At 49.6% G+C, this 17,463-nt stretch carries 17 protein-coding genes, 1 other RNA gene and 1 pseudogene; 12 read left to right on the plus strand and 7 right to left on the minus strand.

Annotated features, from left to right (window positions below; translation table 11 throughout):
- Positions 1-112: 112 nt before the first annotated feature.
- The 4 genes and pseudogenes from FEK46_RS03285 to ydiK form a co-directional block, all read right to left on the minus strand.
- Positions 113-238, minus strand: a pseudogene (locus tag FEK46_RS03285) (MFS transporter); the annotation flags it as partial.
- Positions 239-335: 97 nt separating this feature from the next.
- Positions 336-692 carry a YdiL family protein gene (locus FEK46_RS03290; protein ID WP_135559532.1) on the minus strand — a complete coding sequence of 119 codons (357 nt, stop codon included), beginning with the start codon at positions 690-692 and terminating at the stop codon, positions 336-338.
- Positions 693-826: 134 nt separating this feature from the next.
- Positions 827-934, minus strand: an RNA gene (rprA, locus tag FEK46_RS03295) — antisense sRNA RprA.
- A 186-nt stretch (positions 935-1,120) separates the two neighbouring features.
- A complete protein-coding gene (gene ydiK, locus FEK46_RS03300; RefSeq protein ID WP_032171354.1) occupies positions 1,121-2,233 on the minus strand; it encodes an AI-2E family transporter YdiK in 1,113 nt (370 codons plus the stop codon).
- A 388-nt stretch (positions 2,234-2,621) separates the two neighbouring features.
- Here ydiK and FEK46_RS03305 point away from each other — a divergent pair, with 388 nt between their 5' ends.
- The 10 genes from FEK46_RS03305 (at position 2,622) to ldtE (ending at position 13,591) form a co-directional block, all read left to right on the plus strand.
- On the plus strand, positions 2,622-5,678 hold the full coding sequence (locus tag FEK46_RS03305; protein WP_135559533.1) for an FAD-binding and (Fe-S)-binding domain-containing protein: 3,057 nt from the start codon (positions 2,622-2,624) through the stop codon (positions 5,676-5,678).
- Positions 5,675-6,085, plus strand: a complete 411-nt coding sequence (gene menI, locus FEK46_RS03310; RefSeq protein WP_130208236.1) for a 1,4-dihydroxy-2-naphthoyl-CoA hydrolase — start codon at positions 5,675-5,677, stop codon at positions 6,083-6,085. Before FEK46_RS03305 ends, menI begins: the two co-directional genes overlap by 4 nt.
- Before the next feature lie 98 nt (positions 6,086-6,183).
- Positions 6,184-6,372, plus strand: a complete 189-nt coding sequence (locus FEK46_RS03315; protein WP_088376204.1) for a YdiH family protein — start codon at positions 6,184-6,186, stop codon at positions 6,370-6,372.
- Positions 6,373-6,925: 553 nt separating this feature from the next.
- Entirely contained in the window at positions 6,926-7,294 is a 369-nt protein-coding gene (gene sufA / locus FEK46_RS03320; RefSeq protein WP_131161186.1) for a Fe-S cluster assembly scaffold SufA, read from the plus strand.
- Between the two features lie 8 nt (positions 7,295-7,302).
- Entirely contained in the window at positions 7,303-8,790 is a 1,488-nt protein-coding gene (gene sufB, locus FEK46_RS03325; protein ID WP_135559534.1) for a Fe-S cluster assembly protein SufB, read from the plus strand.
- A gap of 9 nt (positions 8,791-8,799) precedes the next feature.
- The gene (gene sufC, locus FEK46_RS03330; protein ID WP_000948890.1) at positions 8,800-9,546 is read left to right on the plus strand and encodes a Fe-S cluster assembly ATPase SufC; all 747 of its coding nucleotides are present in this window, start codon (positions 8,800-8,802) and stop codon (positions 9,544-9,546) included.
- Positions 9,521-10,792, plus strand: a complete 1,272-nt coding sequence (sufD, locus tag FEK46_RS03335; protein WP_135559535.1) for a Fe-S cluster assembly protein SufD — start codon at positions 9,521-9,523, stop codon at positions 10,790-10,792. The genes sufC and sufD overlap by 26 nt, the downstream gene beginning before the upstream one ends.
- Positions 10,789-12,009, plus strand: coding sequence for a cysteine desulfurase SufS (sufS, locus tag FEK46_RS03340; protein ID WP_135493934.1), 1,221 nt, complete (start codon positions 10,789-10,791; stop codon positions 12,007-12,009). The genes sufD and sufS overlap by 4 nt, the downstream gene beginning before the upstream one ends.
- 12 nt (positions 12,010-12,021) lie before the next feature.
- Positions 12,022-12,438 (plus strand): cysteine desulfuration protein SufE, encoded by a 417-nt coding sequence (gene sufE / locus FEK46_RS03345; RefSeq protein WP_130208228.1) that lies wholly within the window; start codon positions 12,022-12,024, stop codon positions 12,436-12,438.
- Positions 12,439-12,586: 148 nt separating this feature from the next.
- Positions 12,587-13,591, plus strand: coding sequence for a L,D-transpeptidase LdtE (gene ldtE, locus FEK46_RS03350; RefSeq protein ID WP_135409990.1), 1,005 nt, complete (start codon positions 12,587-12,589; stop codon positions 13,589-13,591).
- A 63-nt stretch (positions 13,592-13,654) separates the two neighbouring features.
- Here the strand turns inward: ldtE and lpp are convergent, their stop codons facing one another.
- The 3 genes from lpp to FEK46_RS23905 all read right to left on the minus strand — a co-directional run bounded on the left by lpp (position 13,655) and on the right by FEK46_RS23905 (position 15,816).
- On the minus strand, positions 13,655-13,891 hold the full coding sequence (gene lpp, locus FEK46_RS03355) for a murein lipoprotein Lpp (protein WP_000648420.1): 237 nt from the start codon (positions 13,889-13,891) through the stop codon (positions 13,655-13,657).
- A gap of 310 nt (positions 13,892-14,201) precedes the next feature.
- A complete protein-coding gene (pykF, locus tag FEK46_RS03360; RefSeq protein ID WP_064530058.1) occupies positions 14,202-15,614 on the minus strand; it encodes a pyruvate kinase PykF in 1,413 nt (470 codons plus the stop codon).
- Between the two features lie 7 nt (positions 15,615-15,621).
- Positions 15,622-15,816: a hypothetical protein gene (locus tag FEK46_RS23905; protein ID WP_242664678.1), complete on the minus strand. Its 195-nt coding sequence runs from the start codon at positions 15,814-15,816 to the stop codon at positions 15,622-15,624.
- Positions 15,817-16,166: 350 nt separating this feature from the next.
- Here FEK46_RS23905 and fumD point away from each other — a divergent pair, with 350 nt between their 5' ends.
- Together fumD and FEK46_RS03370 are read left to right on the plus strand one after the other, a co-directional pair.
- Positions 16,167-16,376, plus strand: coding sequence for a fumarate hydratase FumD (gene fumD / locus FEK46_RS03365; protein WP_000528337.1), 210 nt, complete (start codon positions 16,167-16,169; stop codon positions 16,374-16,376).
- A 459-nt stretch (positions 16,377-16,835) separates the two neighbouring features.
- Complete coding sequence (locus FEK46_RS03370) at positions 16,836-17,462, plus strand: ferredoxin-like protein (protein ID WP_130208224.1); 627 nt, start codon at positions 16,836-16,838, stop codon at positions 17,460-17,462.
- The last annotated feature ends 1 nt before the right edge of the window (position 17,463 follow it).

Consider the following 17,463-nt stretch of genomic DNA (forward strand, 5'->3'; position numbering starts at 1 on the left):
GGACTTCTTGCCCTAACAGGATCCCGGTCATCTCAAAATTGGCGTTAGTGTTAGACATATATTCAAGCCTATCTCTTATCTGGAGATACAGCTACTGTCCGGTGTTTCTGGGGGCTACATCAGTCTGCCAGAGCGTCTCCAGCGAGGCCATATTTAAAGTCATCAAAATGACACCCATACCATGCACCAGGTAATTGAGATACAACCCAAGCGCGGTAGGGAGGTAGGGATTTTTCATAAGATCTACTTAGCAATATTGCTTAAAAAGTTGCTGTTGTTATGTCAGCATCCGTTTATTATTTTTGTCATGACGTCCGTTGTATCCCGTTAAAATATCAACACAGGCGTTCCAGATCGTGCGCATATAATTCAGCTGCGACAGACTGGTAAATCTTCCAGTCAATAAAATTACCTTCAGGGTAGATATGTTGAAATGCGATTAAATTGGGGAAAAAACGCATGGTGTTGTTGCCGATGCGGTTGTTTATTTTTTCTATGATGGCGTGAAGATGCCTTTTTCTTTGCTGGCGCATTGCCAGAAGTTTTTCAACTATCTCGTCAGGAATATCCTTTTTGCCTTTCTCCCATTGTTGCCAGCTTTCACTGTCGCCCGTCAGGGCAATCCAGGTCGCGCATTCATCAATGGTCATAGCAAAAATATGGCGTAGTGCCTGGAGTTCATAAGCGTTCATCGTGTAATGGCTGCATGAAAAAAAGAATAAAATATAAATAACATTATCAGCCTGCTTACGGCTTGAAGAGAGTCACAGTATCTTGTGCAACATTATTGGAAAGAACGAGAGGCGGGGTAATGAAGCAAAAAATGTTAAAAAAAAGCCCATCGTGGGAGATGGGCAAAGACTACACACAGCAATTCGTTGTTTCACTCAGGGGATTTCCATGCTTATAAATCAATATGTTGATTTATAACCGTGTGCTAATAGTAGGCATACGGACTTTTTGCGTCGATCAGATTCGTCTCATTAGTTTAAAAACTGTAAAGGATTTGCGACAGGAACTACCAGCTGAATGGCGGTAAGCAGGAAAATACGGACTGGTGGAATGAAATATCAATTAGCAGTGATTAACAATCAGGCGGCAAAGCCGCCTGATAAGTGATTTACTTATTCGATTTCTCGATTTCGCCCAGCTCTTCGAGAATTTCCTCCGGCTGGTCAGTCGGCGGCGGAACTTCTTCAACCCACGCGGCAAACAGACGCCAGGAAACAGCCAGTAGTACCGGACCAATAAACAGACCGATCATACCGAAAGCAATCAAACCACCAATAACCCCGGAGAGGATCAGAATCAGCGGTAAATCTGCGCCCATGCGAATTAGCATTGGGCGGATGACGTTATCCAGAGTGCCAACCACACCACTCCACACTAACAATACCGTTCCCCAGGTGGTATCGCCGGTCCAGTAGAGCCAGATAATCGCCGGAATCAACACTGGCAGCGGGCCTAGCTGAACAAGGCAGGAGAGGATCATTAATACCGTTAGCAGCGTTGCGTAAGGCACACCAGAAACGGCCAGACCGATACCGCCAAGCACTGCCTGCACTAACGCAGTCACCACAACGCCCAGCGCCACTGCGCGGATAGCTTGTGCCGCCAGCAGTACAGCAGCATCACCGCGAGCACCAGCCAGACGGGTCGCAAAATGGCGGATGCCTTGCGCCACCTGTTCACCGCGCCAGTACAACAGGGCACTGAAGAGCAGCATCAAGGCACAATGCACCATAAAGCGCCCGATATGCGCGGCTTGCCCGACGAACCAGGTGGTAGTGGTGCCAATATAAGGACGGACTTTCGCCATAATTGCCGTGCCGCCCATATCCAGCAAATTGTGCCAGCCTGCGTACAGCTTCGCGCCAATCACCGGAATGGTATTAAGCCACGCTAAATCCGGTAATGTCATATCGCCACTGGAGATGGCCTTAATTAACGGGCCACTGCCGTCGACGATACTGTTAACCAGTAAGGCGATAGGGATGATAAACACCATCACCAGGAGCAACGTCATTACCAGAACGGCGAGAGAGCGGCGGCCAAACATGATCTTTTGCAAACGTAACAATACCGGCCAGGTGGCGATAACCACCGTACCGGCCCATGCGAAGCCGAGAATAAAGGGTTGAACGATCCACAGACATGCCACAATCATGATGGCTAAAAACAGCACCGAAAGCAGAATTTGTGCGACATCCCTGGGCTGACGAACATTTACCATAACTACTTTTCACCTTTTTTGTGCGTCAAATCGTCGACGCGACGTGAACACGCGAAACTCACCTGCATAATGATGAGCAATTTCAGCGGTTTTTAACAGGCCGATTCTGCCCTTAATTCTGATGGGCGTGTTAGAAAAAAATGTGGTACAACAACTCAGGCAACACGCAAACGATTTACTCGTCGTATTTCAAGTTGCATATGCTGCGGCTACGTTCGTTCACCCCAGTCACTTACTTTTGTAAGCTCCTGGAGTTCACTCGCTTGCCGCCTTCCTGCAACTCGAAATCCATAGAGTAAACAAACATCACCTTTCAGTGCGCTATTGCAGCAGCCTGAAAGAACAGTGTATCGACCTACATCACAGACCGCAGGAAAGGGTCAATATAATGATTCCACAGATTTCCCAGGCACCCGGCGTCGTTCAACTGGTGCTTAATTTTTTGCAAGAGCTGGAGCAACAGGGTTTTACCGGCGATACGGCGACAAGTTATGCCGATCGTCTGACAATGTCGACTGACAACAGTATTTATCAACTTCTCCCCGATGCGGTGGTATTTCCGCGTTCAACCGCAGATGTGGCGTTAATTGCTCGTCTGGCCGCGCAGGAACGCTATACATCGCTGATCTTTACCCCCCGCGGCGGCGGCACCGGCACTAACGGTCAGGCGCTCAACCAGGGGATTATTGTTGATATGTCCCGCCATATGAACCGCATCATCGAAATTAACCCTGAAGAGGGCTGGGTGCGCGTTGAGGCCGGGGTGATAAAAGACCAACTCAATCAGTACCTGAAACCGTTCGGCTACTTTTTTGCACCAGAACTTTCGACCAGCAACCGGGCAACGCTCGGCGGGATGATCAATACCGATGCATCAGGTCAGGGATCGCTGGTCTATGGCAAAACGTCAGATCACGTGTTGGGCGTGCGGGCGGTGTTGTTGGGGGGCGATATTCTCGATACGCAACCTTTACCCGTCGAACTTGCTGAAACGCTGGGTAAAACCAATACCACGATTGGGCGGATCTACAACACTGTCTATCAACGTTGCCGTCAGCAACGCCAGTTAATCATCGACAAATTTCCCAAACTTAACCGTTTTCTTACCGGTTACGATCTGCGTCATGTCTTTAACGATGAGATGACCGAGTTCGACCTGACGCGCATTCTGACCGGATCAGAAGGGACGCTGGCCTTTATTACCGAAGCGCGGCTGGATATTACGCGCTTGCCTAAAGTGCGCCGTCTGGTGAACGTCAAATATGACTCTTTTGACTCCGCGCTGCGTAATGCGCCGTTTATGGTTGAGGCGCGTGCGCTTTCGGTAGAGACGGTGGACTCAAAAGTGCTGAATCTGGCGCGGGAAGATATTGTCTGGCATTCCGTCAGCGAACTGATTACCAATGTGCCAGACAAAGAGATGCTCGGGCTGAACATTGTTGAATTTGCCGGAGATGATGAGGCGCTGATTGACGAGCGGGTAAATTCACTCTGTGCGCGGCTAGATGAACTGATTGCCAGCCAGCAGGCAGGGGTGATCGGCTGGCAGGTGTGCAGTGAGCTGGCAGGTGTTGAACGTATTTATGCAATGCGCAAAAAAGCCGTCGGCCTGCTCGGCAATGCCAAAGGTGCAGCCAAACCGATTCCATTTGCCGAAGATACCTGCGTGCCGCCGGAACATCTGGCAGATTATATTGCTGAATTTCGCGCACTGCTCGACAGCCACGGTTTAAGTTATGGCATGTTTGGCCACGTCGACGCTGGTGTTTTGCACGTCCGTCCGGCACTGGATATGTGCGATCCGCAACAAGAGATGTTGATGAAGCAAATCTCTGATGACGTAGTGGCGCTGACTGCAAAATACGGTGGCTTGTTGTGGGGCGAGCACGGTAAAGGTTTTCGTGCCGAATACAGTCCGGCGTTTTTCGGTGAAGAGCTTTTCGCAGAGCTACGCAAGGTTAAAGCGGCGTTTGATCCGCATAACCGACTAAACCCTGGGAAAATCTGCCCGCCAGAAAGTATTGACGCGCCAATGATGAAAGTGGACGCGGTAAAGCGTGGCACGTATGACCGACAAATCCCCATCGCGGTACGCCAGCAGTGGCGCGGCGCTATGGAATGTAATGGCAACGGTTTGTGCTTCAACTTTGATGCCCGCAGCCCGATGTGTCCGTCAATGAAGATTACTCAGAACCGGATTCATTCACCGAAAGGGCGTGCAACGCTGGTGCGTGAATGGTTACGTTTGCTGGCGGATCGCGGCGTTGATCCTCTAAAACTGGAGCAAGAGCTACCAGAGTCTGGCGTCAGCTTGCGCACGTTAATTGCCCGTATGCGCAATAGCTGGCATGCAAATAAAGGCGAATATGACTTCTCGCACGAAGTCAAAGAGGCTATGTCGGGCTGCCTGGCCTGTAAAGCGTGTTCGACTCAGTGTCCGATCAAAATTGACGTACCGGAGTTTCGCTCTCGTTTCTTGCAACTCTATCACACGCGTTATCTACGCCCATTGCGCGATCATCTGGTGGCAACGGTCGAAAGTTACGCACCGCTGATGGCGCGTGCGCCAAAGACTTTTAACTTCTTCATTAACCAGCCGCTGGTGCGAAAACTCTCGGAAAAACACATCGGTATGGTCGATTTGCCGCTGCTTTCAGTGCCGTCGCTGCAACAACAAATGGTGGGGCATCGCTCGGCAAACATGACGCTGGAACAGCTTGAAGCGCTCAGTTCAGAGCAGAAAGCACGCACGGTTCTGGTAGTGCAGGATCCTTTCACCAGTTATTACGATGCGCACGTGGTGGCGGATTTTGTTCGTCTGGTCGAAAAATTAGGTTTCCAGCCGGTGCTGTTGCCATTCTCACCGAATGGTAAAGCGCAGCATATCAAAGGCTTTCTTAATCGGTTTGCGAAGACGGCGAAAAAGACGGCGGATTTCCTTAACCGCATGGCGAAACTGGGGATGCCAATGGTGGGTGTCGATCCGGCTCTGGTGCTCTGTTATCGCGATGAATATAAACTGGTTCTGGGCGAGGCGCGTGGCGAGTTTAACGTCTTACTGGCGAATGAATGGCTGGCAAGCGCGCTTCAGTCACAGCCAGTGACAGCAGTCAGCGGTGAATCATGGTATTTCTTTGGTCACTGTACTGAGGTCACTGCTCTGCCGGGCGCGCCAGCACAATGGGCCGCGATATTTGCCCGTTTTGGCGCGAAACTGGAAAATGTCAGCGTGGGTTGCTGCGGCATGGCAGGAACTTACGGACATGAGGCGAAAAACCATAAACACTCGCTCGGGATCTATGAGTTATCCTGGCATCAGGCAATGCAGCGTCTGCCGCGTAATCGCTGTCTGGCGACCGGGTATTCTTGCCGCAGCCAGGTTAAACGGGTTGAAGGGACGGGGGTACGCCATCCCGTGCAGGCATTACTGGAGATTATTAAATGATATGGAAACGTAAAATCACCCTTGAAGCACTGAATGCCATGGGTGAAGGAAACATGGTGGGGCTGCTGGATATTCGTTTTGAACATATTGGTGATGAAACGCTGGAAGCAACAATGCCGGTAGACTCGCGGACAAAGCAGCCTTTTGGGCTGCTACATGGCGGGGCGTCCGTAGTATTGGCCGAGAGTATCGGCTCCGTTGCCGGTTATTTATGTACCGAAGGCGAGCAAAAAGTGGTTGGCCTGGAAGTCAATGCTAACCATGTTCGCTCAGCACGAGAAGGGCGGGTACGCGGCGTTTGTAAACCGCTGCATCTCGGTTCACGGCATCAGGTCTGGCAGATCGAAATCTTCGATGAGAAAGGGCGTTTGTGTTGTTCATCACGATTGACGACCGCCATTTTGTGACGTTGTCACCAGAAAAGTGTGATGCATATTGCTTTTGGTTATTATCTGCACAGTAAACGGTGGTATACTGTGCAGGTCTTGTCTAAAGCGAGGATGCTATGTCTACTCAACTTAATCCCACCCAGCTGGCCATCGAATTTTTACGCCGTGACCAAAGCAATCTTTCACCCGCTCAATATCTCAAGCGTCTGAAACAACTCGAACTTGAATTTGCTGACCTGCTTACCCTCTCTTCTACGGAGCTGAAAGAAGAAATCTACTTCGCCTGGCGTCTGGGCGTGCATTAATCTCTACTGAACATAGTCTGAACGCCCATCGACCTGGATTAACATCTGTCCAGGTCTGGCGATTGTTTTCTGACCGTCCTCCTGTTGTTACCCGCCTGATTTTGCTCAAAAATAATACAAATCGCAGTTTGTGTTAAAACGGCGATGCAGTCTTATGAGATTATTCTTATCGCCCCTTCAAGAGCTAAGCCACTTTGAGTGCCGGAGATAAGCGCCGGATGGGGTAGAAACCCTTAAGCCTGTGATGCACAGACTTAAGGGTTTTCTTATTTCAGAACTCGCCACTTTTTTACCTATCTCTTAAATAGTCATTTTCGATACAACTTTTTCTTTTCCATCACAGCCTTAACACCCACTCGATAATAATCATTATCTAACAATGAGATACCTAATTCTTAGCATGCCTGTTAACCCTCTCATCAGGGTCTATGCTTATTAAATACAGGCAAAAAGCATGTTTTACGCTAAAGCCCCTGCGTTTGCTGGGTTGAACTGATAATCATTATCACTAACATGCTGTTATCCGCTGAAAGCGATGAAGTGAGGTAAATCGATGGACATGCATTCAGGAACGTTTAATCCACAGGATTTCGCCTGGCAAGGCTTAACGTTAACACCCGCAGCCGCGGCGCATATACGTGAGTTAGTCGCGAAGCAGTCGGGCATGGTTGGCGTGCGTTTAGGCGTCAAACAAACAGGCTGCGCGGGCTTTGGCTATGTGCTCGACAGCGTCAGCGAGCCAGAGAGAGATGATCTGCAGTTTGAACTCGACGGCGCGAAGCTGTTCGTCCCGCTGCAAGCGATGCCGTTTATTGATGGCACGGAAGTCGATTTCGTTCGCGAAGGACTCAATCAGATATTCAAATTTCACAACCCGAAAGCCCAGAATGAATGTGGCTGTGGCGAAAGCTTTGGGGTATAGGCGGTACTATGTCTCGTAATACTGAAGCAACTGACGATGTCAAAACATGGACCGGCGGCCCGCTGAATTATAAAGAAGGATTCTTCACCCAGTTAGACACCGATGAGCTGGCAAAGGGGATAAACGAAGAGGTGGTGCGCGCAATTTCGGCGAAGCGTAATGAGCCGGAGTGGATGCTGGAGTTTCGTCTTAACGCCTATCGCGCATGGCTGGAGATGGAAGAACCACACTGGCTGAAAGCGCACTACGACAAGCTGAATTATCAGGATTACAGCTATTATTCGGCACCGTCGTGCGGTAATTGTGACGATACCTGTGCGTCTGAACCCGGCGCGGTGCAGCAAACTGGCGCGAACGCCTTTTTAAGTAAAGAGGTGGAGGCGGCGTTTGAGCAGTTGGGCGTTCCCGTGCGGGAAGGCAAAGAGGTGGCGGTGGATGCCATTTTCGACTCTGTTTCGGTTGCCACCACTTATCGCGAAAAGCTGGCGGAGCAGGGAATTATCTTCTGTTCCTTTGGCGAGGCGATTCACGATCACCCGGAACTGGTGCGTAAATATCTCGGCACCGTGGTGCCGGGGAATGACAACTTCTTTGCCGCGCTTAATGCGGCAGTGGCCTCTGACGGTACGTTTATTTATGTGCCTAAAGGCGTGCGCTGCCCGATGGAACTCTCCACCTATTTCCGCATTAACGCGGAAAAAACCGGGCAGTTTGAGCGCACCATTCTGGTGGCCGATGAAGACAGCTACGTCAGCTACATTGAAGGCTGTTCCGCTCCGGTGCGTGACAGCTATCAGCTACACGCTGCGGTGGTGGAAGTCATCATCCATAAGAACGCCGAGGTGAAATATTCCACGGTACAAAACTGGTTCCCTGGCGATAACAACACCGGCGGTATTCTCAATTTCGTCACCAAGCGTGCTTTGTGCGAAGGCGAAAACAGCAAAATGTCATGGACGCAATCAGAAACCGGTTCAGCCATTACGTGGAAATATCCCAGCTGCATTCTGCGCGGCGATAACTCCATTGGTGAGTTTTACTCAGTGGCACTGACCAGCGGTCATCAGCAAGCGGATACCGGCACGAAGATGATCCACATCGGTAAAAACACCAAATCAACCATTATCTCGAAAGGGATCTCTGCCGGACATAGTCAGAACAGTTATCGCGGCTTAGTGAAAATTATGCCGACGGCAACCAATGCGCGCAATTTCACTCAGTGCGACTCAATGCTGATTGGCGCTAATTGTGGGGCGCATACCTTCCCGTATGTCGAATGTCGCAATAACAGCGCACAACTGGAGCACGAGGCAACGACATCACGTATTGGTGAAGATCAACTGTTTTACTGCCTGCAACGCGGGATCAGCGAAGAAGACGCCATCTCGATGATTGTTAACGGTTTCTGCAAAGACGTGTTCTCAGAACTGCCGCTGGAATTTGCCGTTGAAGCACAAAAACTCCTCGCCATCAGCCTTGAACACAGCGTCGGATAAGGAATAAACATGTTAAGTATTAAAGATTTACACGTCAGCGTGGAAGATAAAACTATCCTGCGTGGATTAAGCCTCGACGTTCGTCCCGGCGAAGTTCACGCCATTATGGGGCCAAACGGTTCTGGCAAAAGTACCTTATCGGCAACGCTTGCCGGGCGCGAAGATTATGAAGTGACGGGCGGCACGGTTGAGTTTAAAGGCAAAGATTTACTTGCGCTGTCGCCGGAAGATCGTGCAGGCGAAGGCATTTTTATGGCCTTCCAGTATCCGGTGGAAATTCCCGGCGTCAGTAACCAGTTTTTCCTGCAAACGGCACTTAATGCGGTGCGCAGCTATCGCGGCCAGGAAACGCTCGACCGCTTTGATTTTCAGGATTTGATGGAAGAAAAAATTGCTCTTCTGAAGATGCCGGAAGATTTACTAACCCGTTCGGTAAACGTTGGTTTTTCTGGTGGTGAGAAAAAGCGCAACGATATTTTGCAAATGGCGGTGCTGGAACCGGAGTTATGCATTCTTGATGAGTCAGACTCCGGGCTGGATATTGACGCATTAAAAGTGGTCGCCGATGGCGTGAACTCGCTGCGTGACGGCAAGCGTTCATTCATCATTGTTACGCACTACCAACGCATTCTTGACTACATCAAGCCTGATTACGTCCATGTTCTGTATCAGGGGCGAATTGTGAAATCCGGTGATTTCACGTTGGTCAAACAACTGGAGGAGCAGGGTTATGGCTGGCTTACCGAACAGCAGTAACGCGCTGCAACAGTGGCATCACTTGTTTGAAGCTGAAGGGGCGAAACGTTCTCCAGAAGCACAGCAGCATTTACAACAATTGCTGCGTACCGGCCTGCCGACACGTAAACATGAGCACTGGAAATATACGCCGCTGGAAGGGCTGACCAATAGCCAGTTCGTCAGCATTGCGGGTGAGATATCCTCGCAACAACGCGATGCCTTAGCGTTAACGTTAGACGCCGTGCGGCTGGTGTTTGTCGATGGACGTTACATGCCAGCGCTTAGCGATGCAACTGAAGGCAGCGGGTATGATGTAAGCGTTAACGACAACCGTCAGGGATTGCCCGATGCCATTCAGGCAGAAGTCTTTTTGCATTTGACGGAAAGTCTGGCGCAAAGCGTTACGCATATTGCCGTGAAGCGCGGTCAACGGCCTGCAAAGCCATTGCTGTTAATGCATATTACCCAGGGCGTGGCAGGTGAAGAGGTGAACACCGTCCATTACCGGCATCATCTGGATCTGGCGGAAGGTGCCGAAGCAACGGTGATTGAACATTTTGTCAGTCTTAATGATGCTCGTCATTTCACCGGCGCGCGGTTCACCATCAACGTCGCAGCGAACGCCCACTTGCAGCATATCAAGCTGGCGTTTGAAAACCCGGTCAGTCACCACTTTGCCCATAACGATTTGTTGCTGGCTGACGATGCCACCGCATTTAGCCACAGTTTCCTGCTGGGTGGCGCTGTGTTACGGCACAACACCAGTACGCAACTCAATGGCGAAAACAGCACGCTGCGCATCAATAGCCTGGCGATGCCGGTGAAAAACGAAGTGTGTGATACCCGCACCTGGCTGGAACACAATAAAGGTTTTTGTAATAGCCGCCAGTTGCACAAAACTATCGTCAGCGACAAAGGTCGCGCGGTGTTTAACGGTTTGATCAACGTCGCGCAGCATGCCATCAAGACTGACGGCCAGATGACCAACAATAATCTGCTGATGGGTAAACTGGCGGAAGTGGATACCAAACCACAGCTGGAAATCTATGCTGATGATGTGAAATGCAGCCACGGTGCGACGGTGGGGCGTATTGATAACGAACAGATGTTCTATCTGCGTTCGCGCGGGATCAATCAACAGGATGCCCAGCAGATGATCATTTACGCCTTTGCCGCCGAACTGACGGAAGCACTGCGTGATGAAGGGCTTAAACAGCAGGTGCTGGCCCGAATCGGTCAACGACTGCCGGGAGGTGCAAGATGACTTTTTCCGTCGACAAAGTGCGGGCCGACTTTCCGGTGCTTTCTCGTGAGGTAAACGGTTTGCCACTGGCTTATCTCGACAGCGCCGCCAGTGCGCAGAAACCGAGCCAGGTGATTGACGCCGAGGCCGAGTTTTATCGTCACGGCTACGCCGCGGTGCATCGCGGTATTCATACGTTAAGCGCCCAGGCGACCGAGAAAATGGAGAACGTGCGCAAGCGGGCGTCGCTGTTTATTAATGCCCGTTCGGCGGAAGAGCTGGTGTTCGTCCGCGGCACGACGGAAGGGATCAATCTGGTCGCCAATAGCTGGGGCAACAGCAATGTGAGATCAGGCGACAATATCATCATTAGTCAAATGGAACATCATGCCAATATTGTTCCCTGGCAAATGCTTTGCGCGCGTGTTGGCGCAGAGTTGCGTGTGATCCCGCTTAACCCGGACGGCACACTGCAACTGGATACACTGCCCAATCTGTTCGACGAGAAAACTCGCCTGCTGACAATTACCCATGTCTCCAACGTGCTGGGGACGGAAAATCCGCTGGCGGAGATGATCACGCTTGCGCACCAGCATGGCGCAAAAGTGCTGGTGGATGGCGCTCAGGCAGTGATGCATCATCCGGTGGATGTTCAGGCACTGGATTGCGATTTCTACGTTTTCTCCGGGCATAAACTGTATGGTCCCACCGGCATTGGCGTGCTTTATGTCAAAGAAGCCTTGTTGCAGGAGATGCCGCCGTGGGAAGGCGGCGGTTCAATGATCGCCACCGTCAGCCTGAGTGAAGGCACTACCTGGACTAAAGCGCCGTGGCGGTTTGAAGCCGGTACGCCCAATACGGGCGGTATTATTGGCCTTGGCGCGGCGCTGGAGTATGTTTCGGCGCTGGGGCTTAACAACATTGCCGAGTATGAACAAAATCTGATGCATTACGCATTGTCGCAGTTGGCAGCGGTGCCGGATCTTACGCTCTATGGTCCGCCGGACAGACTTGGCGTTATTGCCTTTAATCTCGGTAAACACCACGCCTATGACGTCGGCAGTTTTCTTGATAACTACGGTATTGCTGTGCGTACCGGACATCACTGCGCAATGCCATTAATGGCCTATTACAACGTCCCCGCGATGTGTCGGGCGTCGCTGGCAATGTACAACACCCATGAAGAAGTGGATCGTCTGGTAACTGGATTGCAACGTATTCATCGTCTACTGGGGTAAAAGGGAGGCTCTATGGCTGTATTGCCGGATAAAGAAAAATTGCTGCGTAACTTTTTACGCTGTACCAACTGGGAAGAGAAATATCTCTACATTATTGAACTGGGACAGCGTCTGCCGGAATTAGGCGATGAAGAAAGAAGTCCGCAAAATAGCATTCAGGGCTGTCAGAGTCAGGTGTGGATTGTGATGCGTCAGAATGCGCAGGGAATTATTGAATTGCAGGGCGACAGCGATGCGGCCATTGTGAAAGGGCTTATTGCGGTCGTTTTTATTCTCTACGATCAAATGACGCCGCAGGATATTGTCAATTTCGATGTGCGTCCGTGGTTTGAAAAAATGGCGCTCACCCAACATCTCACCCCATCTCGTTCACAAGGTCTGGAAGCGATGATTCGCGCAATTCGCGCCAAAGCCGCTGCACTTAGCTAAACTAAAGGAACAGCTTTCATCCGGTAGGCTCACTTTGCCGGGTGGTCGATGTTTACACTGGCCTGCACAGGAGTGTTTCGGTTTCAGGTAAACATAAGCGCCATCCGTCGTTTCAGCGTGAGCCACCGGCAAATACAGGAGGTTTACAATGAAACGCGCGTCTTTACTAACACTGACTCTTATCGGCGCTTTCAGCGCCATTCAGGCAGCCTGGGCGGTAGATTACCCGCTCCCACCAACCGGAAGCCGACTGGTTGGGCAAAATCAAACCTATACGGTGCAAGAGGGGGATAAAAACCTTCAGGCTATTGCCCGTCGTTTTGATACTGCGGCAATGTTGATCCTTGAAGCCAATAACACAATTGCTCCGGTGCCAAAACCAGGCACGACAATAACCATTCCTTCGCAACTGTTATTACCTGATGCACCGCGCCAGGGGATAATTGTGAACCTTGCGGAACTGCGTCTTTATTATTATCCGCCGGGAGAAAATATCGTGCAGGTCTACCCGATAGGTATTGGCTTGCAGGGGCTGGAAACGCCAGTGATGGAAACACGGGTAGGGCAGAAAATCCCCAATCCTACCTGGACGCCCACGGCAGGTATTCGTCAGCGTTCACTGGAGCGAGGCATCAAATTACCGCCAGTTGTTCCAGCCGGGCCGAATAACCCTCTGGGACGCTACGCACTGCGCCTGGCGCACGGCAACGGCGAATACCTCATTCATGGCACCAGTGCGCCGGACAGCGTCGGTTTGCGCGTCAGTTCAGGCTGTATGCGTATGAACGCGCCGGACATTAAAGCACTGTTCTCCAGTGTGAGAACGGGAACGCCGGTAAGAGTGATCAACGAACCGGTAAAATACTCTGTAGAACCGAACGGGATGCGTTATGTTGAAGTGCATCGACCGCTATCGGCAGAAGAACAGCAGAACGTTCAGACAATGCCGTACGCACTGCCTGCAGGCTTCACGCAATTTAAAGACAATAAGGCTGTAGATCAGAAGTTAGTCGATAAAGCATTGTATCGTCGGGCAGGGTATCCGGTTGCGGTAGGCAGTGGAGCAACTCCAGTAGCCAGCAATGCGTCTGCAGTAGAGTCAGCGCAGAATGGTGAACCAGAGCAAGGAAATATGTTACGCGCGACGCAATAGGCGTAATGAGCAGGCAAAAAAAATGGCGCACAATGTGCGCCATTTTTCACTTCACAGGTACTATTACTTGCGGTATTTAGTAGCCATGTTGTCCAGACGCTGGTTAGCACGAGCTGCGTCATCTTTAGCAGCCTGAACGTCGGAACGCATTGCGTTCACGTCGTTGCTCAGCTGGTCAACTTTAGCGTTCAGAGTCTGAACGTCAGAAGACAGCTGATCGATTTTAGCGTTGCTGGAGCAACCTGCCAGCAGAGTAGAACCCAGGATTACCGCGCCCAGTACCAGTTTAGTAGCTTTCATTATTAATACCCTCTAGATTGAGTTAATCTCCATGTAGCGTTACAAGTATTACACAAAGTTTTTTATGTTGAGAATATTTTTTTGATGGGAAGGCACTTATTTTTGATCGTTCGCTCAAAGAAACATCGAACGCTTGGTTTTAGATAAAAAAAATGAGAGAAAACAGGATGGTTCCATCGGATTCATCTTAGACAAAGTGAGATTATATAGTGAAATCCGATTTGATTTTTTATTGCTTCTGGTTATCGATTAAATAAAAAAAGCGCCCATCAGGGCGCTTCGATATACAAATTAATTCACAAAAGCAATATTACAGGACGTGAACAGATGCGGTGTTAGTCGTGCCGCTCGGTACCAGCGCGCCAGAAACCATGACTACGACGTCGCCTTTGTGCGCCAGACCGCTCTGCAGCGCCAGTTCTTTACCCAGACGATAGAAATCATCAGTAGAGGTAATTTCTTTAACCAGTTGCGGTACAACGCCTTTGCTCAGTACCAGCTGATGAGCCGTTTTTTCGTTGGTGGTCAGCGCCAGAATGGTTGCATCCGGGAAGTATTTACGTACTGCACGAGCAGATTTACCGCCCTGGGTCGCTACGACGATCAGCGGAGCATCCAGTTTTTCAGCAGTTTCAACTGCGCCACGGCAAACCGCTTCGGTGATACGCAGTTTACGGTTGTCGTTGTTGAACTCGAGACGGCTGTTCATCACGCGGTCGGTACGTTCACAGATGGTCGCCATGATAGAAACAGCTTCCAGCGGATATTTACCTTTTGCGGATTCACCAGACAGCATTACTGCGTCGGTGCCGTCGAGGATGGCGTTGGCTACGTCACCAGCTTCTGCGCGAGTCGGACGTGGGTTTTTGATCATAGAATCCAGCATCTGGGTCGCAGTGATAACGACTTTACGTGCACGGATACATTTTTCGATCATCATCTTCTGGGCGAAGATAACTTCTTCAACCGGAATTTCTACACCCAGGTCGCCACGTGCAACCATGATGCCATCAGATGCTTCGAGGATTTCGTCGAAGTTATTGAGGCCTTCCTGGTTTTCGATTTTGGAGATGATTTGGATGTTTTCGCCGCCGTGCGCTTTCAGGTGCTCACGGATTTCGACAACGTCAGAACGTTTACGGATAAAGGAAGCAGCAACAAAGTCTACACCTTGTTCGCAACCGAAGATCAGGTCCTGTTTGTCTTTTTCTGCCAGCGCCGGCAGGGCGATGGAAACGCCTGGCAGGTTCACACCTTTGTTCTCGCCCAGGTCACCGTTGTTCAGTACTTTACAGATAACTTTGTTACCTTCGATAGCGGTAACTTCCATACCGATCAGACCATCGTCAACCAGTACGGTGTTGCCGACGGACAGGTCGGTGGTGAAACCTTCATAAGTTACCGCAACCATTTCGCTGTTGCCGATAACAGATTTGTCAGTGGTGAAAGTAAAGGTCTGGCCTGCTTTCAGAGAAACGTCGTTACCGCCTTCCAGTTTCATGGTGCGGATTTCCGGACCTTTGGTATCGAGCAGGATAGCGGCAGTTTTACCGGTTTTGCTCATCACGTTGCGCAGGTTCTGAATGCGCTGACCGTGTTCTGCATAGTCACCATGAGAGAAGTTCAGACGCATGACGTTCATGCCCGCGTCCAGCATTTTAGCTAACATCTCTTCAGATTCGGTTTTTGGGCCGATGGTGCAAACAATTTTGGTCTTTTTCATGACAGTCTTAGTCTTTAAGTTGAGAAGGATAGGAGAAACTTGCTTTCTGGGCGCACTGCCGGAAAGCGAATCCGGTATTACGAAAGTGATGGTGCCTCGCTCTAAGGATAGGTGACATCGAAAAAGCGTGCAGAGGAATGTGTGCTTGTGTCTCAGCCCAACGTGAGTGCCTGTTTTTGAGTCGTTGAGTTCTACAGTCCAAAGTGCTGAAACCATTCAAGAGTCAATTGGCGCGGATTATACGCTGAATTTAATCAAAAAGGAAAACAAAAACACCGTTTCAAAAACATTCATGCATATACACAATAAACTGTTATCAAAGATTTAACGTCCTCGATAGCAGATTACGCAAAATCATCGCTGTTTGCGCAACGGGAAGGCGATGGCTGGAAGGCGGAGGATGACTGGAGTAAAGACAGAGTGCATACCTTCGTTACACAACAGATGCAATTATAATAATTTATCGAGTTATTTGTTTGATTTTGTTTGTTTTTTGTTTAAGTAATGAGATTGATATATGCTGATAACTGGCATGATAAATGGGTGTTAATAATGGGCAACCGGACAAAAGATGATGAGCTGTACCGCGAAATGTGCAGAGTGGTAGGTAAAGTGGTGTTGGAGATGCGTGACCTGGGCCAGGAGCCAAAACATATCGTCATCGCTGGTGTGCTGCGTACAGCATTAGCAAATAAACGTATCCAACGCAGCGAATTAGAAAAGCAGGCGATGGAAACAGTCATTAATGCACTGGTGAAATAATTGTTCGGGGATAGCGCGTAACGCCTTATCCCCTCTGTTTTATTATATTGTCACATGTAAGTTTATTTTTATAAATTGATGTAAGCCAACTATATTAATTGCGATATGTATTTAATTTTATAGCGAATTAACTATTTCTATATTCTGGAATGTATATCACAAATTATTGTAGAGTAAATGAAATTCATTTCAAATGATAACAAATATCACTCCGCTTTTAATCTTCTGCTTTCCATTTTTAATTGATAACGATCAATGTTAAGGGCTAAGAATAATCACATTATTTTTTCTCCTAACCATAAAGGATTAGTTTGCTTGCGTTAAATCATGTCTCATACGCTATCGGGTTAGGACAAAAATATCTGGTGTTGGAGGCATAGTCAGCAGCGTATTAGTTGAATGCTTAATAGAAGGCTACTGAATTGTCAGCACTGTGTTTGCGAAGAGGATGCGAAATAAATGAACCCGGTTGAACGTCCACTATTAGATATTGGCTTAACGCGATTAGAGTTCTTGCGTATATCAGGAAAAGGTCTTGCTGGTTTAACAATAGCCCCTGCGTTATTGTCACTTTTGGGCTGTAAACAGGAAGATGTCGATAGCGGCACGGTGGGGCTGATAAACACACCCAAAGGAGTGTTAGTTACCCAGCGTGCGCGTTGCACCGGCTGCCACCGCTGTGAAATCTCCTGTACCAACTATAACGATGGCGCCGTTGGTACTTTTTTTTCCCGCATCAAAATCCATCGTAATTATTTCTTTGGCGACAAGGGCGTAGGTTCCGGTGGCGGCTTATACGGCGATCTGAATTATACCGCCGACACCTGCCGCCAGTGTAAAGATCCTCAATGCCTGAAGGTCTGCCCGATTGGCGCGATTACCTGGCAGCAGGAAGAGGGATGTATAACCGTCGATCATAAACGTTGCATTGGTTGTAGCGCCTGTACCACTGCGTGTCCGTGGATGATGGCCACCGTAAATACTGAAACTAAAAAATCCTCGAAATGTGTGTTGTGCGGTGAATGCGCAAACGCCTGCCCGACAGGGGCGTTAAAAATTATCGAGTGGAAAGATATTACTGTGTGAA

The organism is Escherichia sp. E4736, from assembly GCF_005781225.1.
Lineage (GTDB): Bacteria > Pseudomonadota > Gammaproteobacteria > Enterobacterales > Enterobacteriaceae > Escherichia.